10 protein-coding genes are annotated in these 10,393 nt (G+C 71.8%); 7 read left to right on the top strand and 3 right to left on the bottom strand.

Going from position 1 to position 10,393, the window contains the following annotated elements:
* The 7 genes from HYV93_14545 to HYV93_14515 form a co-directional block, all read left to right on the top strand.
* A partial coding sequence (locus tag HYV93_14545) for a cupin domain-containing protein (protein ID MBI2527189.1) occupies window positions 1-317 on the top strand: 317 nt, incomplete at its 5' end.
* A gap of 96 nt (window positions 318-413) precedes the next feature.
* Window positions 414-641 (top strand): helix-turn-helix domain-containing protein, encoded by a 228-nt coding sequence (locus tag HYV93_14540; protein MBI2527188.1) that lies wholly within the window; start codon window positions 414-416, stop codon window positions 639-641.
* A 239-nt stretch (window positions 642-880) separates the two neighbouring features.
* Complete coding sequence (locus HYV93_14535; protein ID MBI2527187.1) at window positions 881-1,942, top strand: class I SAM-dependent methyltransferase; 1,062 nt, start codon at window positions 881-883, stop codon at window positions 1,940-1,942.
* Between the two features lie 33 nt (window positions 1,943-1,975).
* Complete coding sequence (locus HYV93_14530) at window positions 1,976-3,574, top strand: ATP-binding protein (protein ID MBI2527186.1); 1,599 nt, start codon at window positions 1,976-1,978, stop codon at window positions 3,572-3,574.
* Between the two features lie 133 nt (window positions 3,575-3,707).
* Entirely contained in the window at window positions 3,708-4,490 is a 783-nt protein-coding gene (locus tag HYV93_14525; protein ID MBI2527185.1) for an SDR family oxidoreductase, read from the top strand.
* A 92-nt stretch (window positions 4,491-4,582) separates the two neighbouring features.
* On the top strand, window positions 4,583-5,665 hold the full coding sequence (gene serC, locus HYV93_14520) for a 3-phosphoserine/phosphohydroxythreonine transaminase (GenBank protein MBI2527184.1): 1,083 nt from the start codon (window positions 4,583-4,585) through the stop codon (window positions 5,663-5,665).
* A 24-nt stretch (window positions 5,666-5,689) separates the two neighbouring features.
* Window positions 5,690-6,853 (top strand): phosphoglycerate dehydrogenase, encoded by a 1,164-nt coding sequence (locus HYV93_14515; protein MBI2527183.1) that lies wholly within the window; start codon window positions 5,690-5,692, stop codon window positions 6,851-6,853.
* Between the two features lie 102 nt (window positions 6,854-6,955).
* On the opposite strand, the gene HYV93_14510 is transcribed toward HYV93_14515, so the two are convergent.
* Genes HYV93_14510 through HYV93_14500 form a run of 3 tightly spaced genes read right to left on the bottom strand, consistent with a single transcriptional unit; the run spans window position 6,956 to window position 10,393 of the window.
* Complete coding sequence (locus tag HYV93_14510; GenBank protein MBI2527182.1) at window positions 6,956-8,581, bottom strand: methylmalonyl-CoA mutase; 1,626 nt, start codon at window positions 8,579-8,581, stop codon at window positions 6,956-6,958.
* Entirely contained in the window at window positions 8,571-9,536 is a 966-nt protein-coding gene (locus HYV93_14505) for a branched-chain amino acid ABC transporter permease (GenBank protein MBI2527181.1), read from the bottom strand. Before HYV93_14505 ends, HYV93_14510 begins: the two co-directional genes overlap by 11 nt.
* Complete coding sequence (locus HYV93_14500; protein ID MBI2527180.1) at window positions 9,533-10,393, bottom strand: branched-chain amino acid ABC transporter permease; 861 nt, start codon at window positions 10,391-10,393, stop codon at window positions 9,533-9,535. Before HYV93_14500 ends, HYV93_14505 begins: the two co-directional genes overlap by 4 nt.

The raw sequence follows: 10,393 nt of genomic DNA, 5'->3' as shown, positions 1-10,393 counted from the left end.
TCATCGTCGAGCCGCCGCCGCCCGGCGCGCCGAAGGCGGCCCTGGACGCGGCCGCCAAGGCGGCCTTCGCGCGCATGGGTGCGGCCGCCCACCTGCAGGACCAGACGCGGCATCACGCGATGCACGAGACGCACACCCTCGACGTCATCTGTCTCCTCAAGGGGGATGCGTCCCTGATCCTGGAGAGCGGCGAGACGCGGCTGAGACCCGGCCAGATCGTGATCCAGCGCGGCACCAGCCACGCCTGGGCTGCCCATGGCGGACCGGCGCTGTTCCTCGCCGTGCTCATCGATCGCCCGATCACGCCGCGCAGCTGACCGGCACCGGATCCAGCGTCGGCTCGCGCGCTCGGCCGCACGCGCCGCTTCGTCCGGGGCGTCCGCGGCGGGCCGTAGTCTTGTATGCTGTTACACATGCTCACCGTGCCGGAAGTTGCCGCCAGGCTTGTCCGTCGCTGGATTCGCTCGGGCCGTTTGCGCGCCCGCAAGGTGGGCACGCAGCACGTGGTCGACGAAGGTGACCTGAGGAGTCTCTTCAAGCCGGACGTGCTGCCGCTGCCTCCGGCCTGGAAGAAGACCAGCACGGGGGAGGCCATGCCCAATGTCGTCCACTCCGTGCGGCGATCGCGCGCGGGGCGGTGAGCGTGCTGGTCATAGACGCGAGCGCGGCGGTCCAGGCCTCTGCCCTCTGACGGGTTCGCCCTCCTCGACGAGGAAGAGCTGTCACCCGGGCTTCAAGAAGGCCGCGGACGCTCCTTGACGGCGCCGCTGTCGCCGGCGCAGTATCCCTCCAGCTAGACGGGGCTCGATACCCCCGGAACGCCGATCCCCCGGAGGCTCCGGGCCCGCGGCAGCCTGCCACGCAATGCGGAGGAGGACCCATGGAGCAGAAGCTCGATCGTCAGCGCGTCCAGGAGTTCGCCCGGAAGGTGTTCGGGCTGTACACGAGCAGCCTGCTCACGCTGCTCGTCGATGTCGGCCACCGCACGGGGCTCTTCGAGGCTGTGGCGAAGGGCCCGGGCACCAGCCGCGAGATCGCCGACCGAGCCGGGCTCGTGGAGCGCTACACGCGCGAGTGGCTCGGCGCCATGGCTACGGGCGGCCTCGTCGAGTACGACGCCGCCTCGAAGACCTTCACGCTCCCGGCCGAGCACGCCCTCTGCCTCACCGGGACCTCCAGCCGCAACCTCGCGCCCAACAGCCATCTGGTGCCGATGCTGGCCGCCCGGATGCTGAAGGTGGCCGAGTGCTTCCGGACCGGCGGCGGGGTGCCGTACAGCGAGTTCAGGCCCGACTTCACCGCGTCCCAGGACGCCTCGTGGCGGCTCCTCTACGACGGGCTCCTGATCAAGGGGTTCCTGCCCGCGGCCAAGGGGCTGCCCGAGCGGCTCAAGGCGGGCATCCGGGTGGCGGACGTGGGCTGCGGCACGGGGCACGCCGTCAACGTGATGGCCCGGGAGTACCCGGCCTCGAGCTTCATCGGCTATGACTGGGGCGAGGACGCCATCGCGCGCGGCAGGGCGGAGGCGGAGGCCATGGGCCTCGCCAACGCGCGCTTCGAGGCGCTGGACATCACGCAGCTGGCTGCCGAGCCCAAGTTCGACCTCATCACCTCGTTCGACGCCATCCACGACCAGCGCGATCCCGCGGCGGTGCTCCGGCGCATCGTCGGCGCGCTGGAGCCTGACGGGGTCTACCTCATGATCGAGCCCAAGGCCTCGAGCCAGCTCGAGGACAATATCGGCAACCCGTTCGCGCCGTACATGTACGGGATCAGCGTGCTGCACTGCCTGACGGTGTCCCTCGCCGAGGGCGGCACGGGGCTCGGCACCTGCTGGGGCGAGCAGGTCGCCCGGGGCATGCTCGCCGAGGCGGGCCTCCGGAGCGTCGAGGTGGTGGACGCCCCCGGCCCGCAGAACAGCATCTACATTTGCCGGCACTAGCACCACGGGCGGGCCGGGACCGGAGCGCGAACCGTGGGTGAGACGCGCGTGGACCTGCTGCATCTCCTCGAAGACCTGCGGGATGCTTACCCCGGGCCTGCCGAGGAGACCATCCTCACCGAGATCGTCGCCAACGCCCTTGACTCCGGCGCGGCGACGATCGCGATCACCGCGGACCCGGCTGATGGCACGCTCGCGCTGGTGGACGACGGGCGGGGGATGAGGCGCCGCGAGCTGGCCCACTATCACGACATCGCGGCCACCACCAAGGTCAGGGGCGAGGGCATCGGCTTCGCGGGGGTCGGCATCAAGGTGGCGCTGCTGCTCTGCCGGGCGGTCCTCACCGAGACGCGGCAGGGTCAGCGCCACGTGGCGACGGCCTGGGCGCTCGCCTCGCGCCACCGGGCCCCGTGGCGGTGGGTGCCGCCGCCCGGGCTCGTGGGCGCGCGGGGGACGGCCGTGCGGCTGACGCTGGACAACGCCCTGTCCCCGCTGCTCGATCCAGGCTTCATCGAGGCCGTGCTGCGCCGGCAGTTCCAGCCACTGTTCGACCCCGCCTTCGCGGAGATCCTCGCCGCGCACTACCCCGCCGGGGTGCGCTTCGTCCTCAACGGCGCTCGGCTCGACCCGGAGGGCTGGGCCGCGACCGAGTCGGCCCCGATGGCCGTGCGTCTCGCGCGCAGGCGCAAGCCCTCGGCGGCTGGCTATCTCCTCCGCGAGCCCGAGCCGCTCCCGGAGGAGCGCCGGGGGATCGCCATCAGTACCTTCGGGAAGGTGATCAAGCGCGGCTGGGACTGGCTGGGCCTCACTCCCGCCGCGCCCGACCGCGTGGGCGGCCTCATCGAGGCGCCGCCGCTGGCGGAGTGCCTGACGCTCAACAAGGCGGACTTCATCCGCTCCGGGGCGCGCGGCGCCGCGTACCTGGCGTACCGGAGGGTCATCCAGCAGGCGGTCTCCGCGCAGCTGGCACTGTGGGGAGACGGGACCGAGGGCGGAGAGCGGGGGCACCGGCGCGCCGCGCGGCCAGCGGAGCGCGACCTCGAGTCTGTTCTCGCGGACCTCGCCGACAGTTTCCCGCTCCTGGCCTCGCTCGTGGAGCATCGCGCGGGCGGGCAGCGCCGGTTGCCGATCCGCGGGCCGGCCAGGGGCGAGGCGGCGGGGAGCGGCGCGGCCCAGGCGCCGCTGCAGCCGGTGCTGGCTGCGGCCGGGCCCCCGCCGGCGGCCCCGGAGCCCACCGCCGCAGCGCCAGGGAGCGCCGAGCCACCTGCAGGGCCTGCGCCGCCGGAGGCCTTGCCGCCGGAGCGCCACCCGGGGCCTGCGCCAGGAGAGCGGGGGCTCCGCCGCCCGGGACGGTACGGCCTCGGCATCCAGTTCGAGGAGCGCCCCGGCGATCCGGAGATGGGCCGGCTGGTGGAGTCCACGGTGTGGGTGAACGAGGCCCACCCGGCATACCGTCGCGCGGCGGCCTCGCGCTCCGAGGGGTACCACATCGCGCTCGCCTCGGCGCTCGCGCTGGCGCCGCTGGCGGTGGAGCCCGCGAAGGAGCACGCCTTCGTGACCGCGTTCCTCACGAGCTGGGGCGCCGCGCTCGACCGCCGCAGGGCGGGAGCCCGCCGCGCGCGCCGCTCCTGAGGGGAAGGCGGTGTCGGGCGCCAGCTTCTTCGCTCCATCGCTGGAGGTGCTGAGGGCGCTGGGGCGCCGCTGAGGCGGCGGCGGCGCGCACTCAATACGCGAGCCGATGCGCTCGCCAGACCGGGGAGGACTCATGGGACAGCTCGAAGGGAAGGTCGCGCTCATCACCGGCGCGAGCAAGGGCATCGGCCGTGTGATGAGCCGGATGTTCGCGCGCGAGGGGGCGGCGGTGATCTGCGCGGCCCGGACGCAGCCCCTCGTGGAGGAGACGGCCGCCCTCGTCAACGCCGACGGCGGGCGCGCCATCGCCGTGACCGGCGATGCAGCCGCCGAGGACGACGTGCGGCGCATGGTGGAGCGGGGTGTCCGGGCCTTCGGCAAGCTCGACACGCTGGTGAACAACGCCGGCGACGGGGGGCCCACCAGACCCGTCCAGGCCTACACGACGGAGGACTGGTTCTACACGCTCAACTCCTGCCTCACGAGCTCGTACCTGTGCATCCGCTTCGCCGCGCCCGAGCTCATCAAGGCCGGCGGGGGCAGCATCGTGAACATCTCGTCCGCCGCGGGGCGCCGCGGCCTGCCCTACCGCATCGGCTACTGCGCGGCCAAGGCCGGACAGGTCGGCATGACCTACGGCATGGCGCTGGAGCTGGCCTCCCACAACATCACGGTCAACGCCATCGCGCCGGGCGCCGTCGCGGGCGACCGCATCGACCGCGTGATCGCCGGCCAGGCGGAGGTGCGCGGGGTGCCCCTGGAGAAGATGCGCCAGGCCTTCGTCGAGGGCGCGCCGCTCAAGCGCATGGCCGCCGCCGAGGACATCGCCGCCCTGGCCGTGTACCTCTGCAGCGCCGCCGCCCGCAACATCTCCGGCCAGTGCATCGCGGTGACGGCGGGCGAGCCGGCCGTGTGACAGCGGGCGGAGCGCGTGTCAAGATAGGACGCGGTGGGCCGCACGGGGCCCGGGCGGGAGCAGGCGAACCTTCACGGAGGAGCGGGGGCACCATGGCGCGAGTCTACAACTTCAGCGCGGGGCCGGCGGTGATGCCGGAGGAGGTCCTGGAGCACGCGGCGGCCGAGATGCTCGACTGGCACGGCAGCGGCATGGCGGTGATGGAGATGAGCCACCGCGACAGGGAGTTCATGAGCATCGCCGCGCAGGCGGAGTCCGATCTGCGCGAGCTGCTCGGCGTGCCGTCCACCTACAAGGTGCTGTTCCTGTCGGGCGGGGCCTCGCATCAGTTCGCCATGGTGCCCATGAACCTGCTGCGCGGCAAGACGACCGCCGACTACGTCAACACAGGCGCCTGGGCCACCAAGGCCATCCAGGAAGGCTCGCGCTACTGCGAGGTGAATGTCGCGGCGAGCTCCGAAGCGGCCAGGTTCACGACGATCCCGCCCCGGGCAGCGTGGCGGCTCAACCCCGAGGCGGCCTACGTGCACTACACGCCCAACGAGACCATCGGCGGCGTGGAATTCCACTGGATCCCGGACACGGCGGATGTCCCGCTGGTGGCGGACATGTCCTCCACCCTGCTCTCCCGCCCCATCGACGTGAGCCGGTTCGGCCTGATCTATGCCGGCGCGCAGAAGAACATCGGGCCGGCCGGGCTGACGCTGGTCATCGCGCGCGAGGAGCTGCTGGGCCGGGTGCTCCCCGGAACGCCCACCATGTTCGACTACAAGACCCAGGCCGACCACGGGTCCCTGTACAATACCCCGCCGACCTACGCCGTGTACATCGCCGGGCTGATCTTCGCGCGGCTTCTGGCCCTGGGCGGGCTCGAGGCCATGGGGCGCCTCAATCAACGCAAGGCCCAGAAGCTCTACGCCGCCATCGACGGGTCGCGCTTCTACCGCAATCCCGTCGACAGGGCGTGCCGCTCCTGGATGAACGTCCCCTTCACGCTGGCCGATCCGGCCCTGGACGGCAGGTTCCTCGACGAGGCCCGGCACGCGGGCCTGGTGACGCTCGGGGGCCACCGCTCCGTGGGTGGGATGCGCGCCAGCCTCTACAACGCCATGCCGGAATCGGGCGTGGACGCGCTGATCGACTTCATGAAGGAGTTCGAAGAACGCCATGGCTAACCGTCCCGTGCCAAGAGGCGGCGCATGTTCAAGATCCTGACCCTCAACAGCATCTCGGTGGCGGGCCTGGAGCGCCTGCCGCGCGACCGCTACGAGATCGCCTCGGAGATCCAGAATCCGGACGCGATCCTCGTGCGCTCCCACGACATGCGCGGCATGGCCATCCCCGAGACGCTCACGGCGGTGGGGCGGGCCGGCACCGGCGTGAACAACATCCCCGTGGACAAGATGAGCGCGCGCGGCATTCCGGTGTTCAACGCCCCGGGCGCGAACGCCAACGCCGTGAAGGAGCTGGTGCTGGCCGGCATGCTGCTCGCCTGCCGGAACATCTGCCAGGCGTGGGACTTCGCCCGGCAGCTGCGCGGCGACGACGGCACCATCCACGAACAGGTGGAGAAGGGGAAGAAGCGCTTCGTCGGCTACGAGCTGCCGGGGCGCACCCTCGGCGTCATCGGCCTGGGCGCGGTCGGCCGGCTCGTGGCCAACATGGGCGTGGCCCTCGGGATGCGGGTGATCGGGTTCGATCCGGGCATCACCGTGGAGGGGGCCTGGCAGCTCTCGGCGGAGGTGCAGAAGGCGGGCGGGACCGACGAGCTGGTGGGCAAGGTGGACTTCCTGAGCCTGCACGTCCCGCTGGTGGACGCGACGCGGCGGCTGGTCGACGCCGACCGTCTGCGCGGCATGCGCAAAGGAGTCGTGATCCTCAACTTCTCCCGGGGCGGCATCGTGGACGACCAGGCGGTGCTGGCGGCCATCGCCGCCGGCCGGGTCCACGCCTACGTCTGCGATTTCCCCAGCCCGCGGCTGCAGGGCCACGAGCGAGTGATCGCCCTGCCACACCTGGGCGCCTCCACGAAGGAGGCCGAGGCCAACTGCGCGGTGATGGTGACCGATCAGGTGCGGGAGTACCTGGAGAACGGCAACGTCACCAACTCCGTGAACTTCCCCGAGGTGACGATGCCGCGCGCCGAGGGGTATCGGGTCGCCATCGTCAACTCCAACGTGCCCAACATGGTGGGACAGTTCTCCACCGCCATGGCCCGGGCGGGCTTGAACATCCTCGGCATGCTGAACAAGTCGCGCGGCAATCTCGCCTACACCCTGGCCGACGTCGACCAGCCGATCTCCCGGGCGGTGATCGACGAGATCGCCCGCATCGAGGGCGTGATGGCGGTCCGCACTCCCTGACGCCCCCCAGCCCGGATCATTCGCACGCGAGGCCCGGGCCCCGGAGGGGGGGCCGCCCTCCGGGGCCCGGCACCTCGCAGCCACGGGATTCCGCGACAGTCATCAGTAGACCTGGGGGGCGCGGTACTCGCCGAACTCCTCGCGCAGAACCCCGCAGATCTCCCCGATGGTGGCGTAGGCCTTCACGGTCTCCACGAGGATCGGCATCAGGTTCGTCCCCTCCGCCGCCGCGGCGCGCAGCTCCCCGAGCGCCCGCCGCACCCGCGCGCTGTCCCGCGTCTCCCGGAGCGCCGTCAGCGCCGCCGCCTGCTCGGCCTCGAAGCGCTCGGCGTGGCGGTGCAGGGCGAATCCTGGAGGCGGCGCCTCCTCCACGAACCGGTTGACGCCGACCACGACCTCCGCCCCGGCCTCGACGCGCCGCTGATACGCCCAGGCCTCCTCGACGATCTGCCGATGTACCCAGCCCGAGTCGATGGCCCGCAGCATCCCGCCCTCGCGCTCGACCTGCCCCATGAGCAGCCCGGCCTGGGCCTCGATCTCGTCGGTGAGCGACTCCACGTAATAGGAGCCGGCCAGGGGATCCACGGTCTCGGTCAGGCCGGCCTCGTGGGCCAGCACCTGCTGGGTGCGGAGGGCCAGGGTGACGGACTTCTCGGTGGGCAGGGCGAGGGCCTCGTCGTAGGCGGCCGTGTGGAGGGACTGCGCACCCCCGAGGATCGCCGCCAGCGAGTGGAGGGTGACCCGGACGATGTTGTTCTCCGGCTGCTGCGCCGTCAGCTGGCTGGCGCCGGAGCCGGCGCCGGTGCGGAACCTCCAGCTGTCGGGCTTCCGGGCGCCGAAGCGCTCGCGCATCAGCCGGGCCCAGAGCCGGCGCATGGCCCGGAACTTGGCGGCCTCGCGGAAGATGTCGGTGCCGGCCGTGAAGTTGAAGGCGAAGCGCGGCGCGAAGTCATCGACGTCGAGGCCCCGGTCCACGGCGGCCTGCACGTAGGTGCAGGCATCGGCCAGCGCGAACGCCACCTCCTGCACGAGGGTGGAGCCGGCCTCGCGCATGTGGTACCCGCACACGTTGATGAAGTTCCACCGGGGCAGGGCGCGGGCGCAGTACTCGATGATGTCCGTGACGAGCCGGAGGGACGGGGCCGGCGGGAAGATGTAGGTGCCCCGCGCGATGAACTCCTTGAGGACGTCGTTCTGGGTGCTCCCGGACAGGCGCTCGAGCGGCAGCGCCTGCCGCTCGGCCAGCGCCACGTACATGGCGAGGATGACGGCCGCCGGCGCGTTGATGGCATTGGCGGGGCTGACCTGCCCCAGGGGGATGCCGTCGAAGAGCGTTTCCAGGTCGCGCAGCGAGTTGACGGGGACGCCGACCCGCCCGACCTCGCCGCGGGCCCGGGGGTCGTCGGAGTCGTAGCCGTGCTGGGTGGGCAGGTCGAAGGCGACGTTGATCCCGGCCATGCCGCGCTCGAGCATGTAGCGGAAGCGCTCGTTCGTCTCCTGCGCCGACCCGAAGCCCGCATACTGCCGCATCGTCCAGAGGCGCTCGCGGTACATCGCGGGGTGGATCCCCCGCGTGAACGGGTACTGGCCCGGGACGCCGAGGTCACGCAGATAGTCGAAGCCGGCGTCCGCGAGGTCCGCAGGCGTGTAGAGCGCGCCGGCCTCGACCGGGCCGCCCCAGGCCTGCCGCGCCCGGCGGATCTCCTCGATCTTGTCCTTATCGAACATCGGCCACTCCCTCCTGCGGCGGCCGCGCCCGCCGCGTGCGGAGCGGCGCCCGCCAGCGCTGCGCGAGCCCCACGAGTCCCCCGGGCAGGCACAGGATCGCGACGACCATGACCACCCCGTAGACGAGCAGATTCGCCGCCCCGAAGCGCGTGCGCAGGTACTCGCCCGCCAGCGTCAGGACGACCGCCCCCACGACGGGGCCGGTCACAGTGTACAACCCGCCGAGGATCGGCATGATCTGCGCCTCGATGGACAGCCCGATGCTGAACGCCGTGTCGGGGACAATGTAGGTGATGTAGTGCGGGTAGAAGCCCCCGGCCAGCCCGGCGAAGGCCGCGCTGAGGGCGAAGGCGAAGACCTTGTAGGCCGTGGTGTTGATGCCGGCCATCTGGGCGGCGCCCTCGTCCTCGCGGATGGCGCCGAGGACGACGTGGAGCTTCGACCGCCGGATCCACACCGTGGCGAGCACGGGCAGCGCCGCGACGGCCAGCATGACGTGGTAGGCCGGCCGGCGGGCCCCCGCGAAGACCGGGCTCAGGGTGATGCCGATGGAGCCCTCGGTGACGTCGGGGACGTTGAGGACGACGATCTTCAGCGCCTCCACCAGGCTGAGCGTGGCGATGGCCAGGTAGACGCCGCGCAGGCGCAGGCACACGAGGCCAATGACGCCGGCCAGCACCGCCGCCGCCAGCGCGCCCGCCCCCATCCCGGCCCAGAACGGGACGCCGAGTCTCAGCGCCAGCAGCGCGGAGGTGTACGCGCCCACGCCGAAGAAGCCCGCGTGCCCCAGGGTGAGCTGTCCGGCCAGCGTCAGGATGTTCCAGCTGGACGACAGCGCGACGTACATGCAGACGAGCACCAGCAGGTGCAGACCGTAGTTGCCGAGCGCCATCGGCGCCGCCAGCGCAGCCAGCGCGACGAGGGTCCAGCCGGCGCTGGCGGCGGCGACGCTCACTCCAGGCCCAGCATGCCGCGGGGGCGGATGAGCAACACGAGGAGCAGCACGATGAACGAGATCGCCTCGGCCCAGCTGCCGCCCTGCGGGATGAAGGCGCCGACGAACGACTCGACGAGGCCCAGGAAGAGGCTCGCCAGCACCGCCCCGAACACGCTGCCGAGCCCGCCGAGGATGACGACACAGAAGGCCTTGAGGCCGAAGAGGAACCCGAGGAGCGGGTACGTGAACATGCTGACGCTCGCCACCACGCCCGCCGCGCCCGCATAGGCGGCGCCCACCGCCATGGCCAGCACGTAGACGCGGTGGATGGGGATCCCCATGACGAGCGCCGCGTCGGGGTCCTGGGCCACCGCGCGGAGCGCGCGGCCGTACTCGGTCCGGAACAGGAGCAGGTACAGACCGACCGTGAGCACGGCGGCGATGAGGATGCCCACGGTGCGCCCGAGACTCAGGCTCACGCCCGCGACGTTGAGCGCCGTCGAGGCGTACCAGACCCTGATGGCCCGCAGGTCGCCCGTCCACAGCAGGAGCGCCAGGTTCTGCAGCGTGACGGCGATGCCGAAGGTCAGCAGGATCTGGTTGAGGTGGGGCGCGGCGAGGACCCGGGTGACGAGCGTGACCTGCACGAGGGCCCCGAGGAGCGCCATGAGCCCGAGGACCAGCGCGAAGGACAGGAGCGGGTCGACACCCCAGAGGGCGAACAGCCAGTAGGCCAGGTAGGCTCCGATCATCACGAACTCACCGTGGGCGAAGTTCAGGATGCGCATGACGCCGAACACCAGCGTGAGGCCCACCGCCACCAGCGCGTAGAGCCCCGCCAGCGACAGGCCGTTGGCCGTGACCTGCGCCAGCAT

Source organism: Candidatus Rokuibacteriota bacterium, from assembly GCA_016188005.1.
Lineage (GTDB): Bacteria > Methylomirabilota > Methylomirabilia > Rokubacteriales > CSP1-6 > UBA12499.
This window is presented reverse-complemented; position numbering and strand designations above follow the sequence as displayed.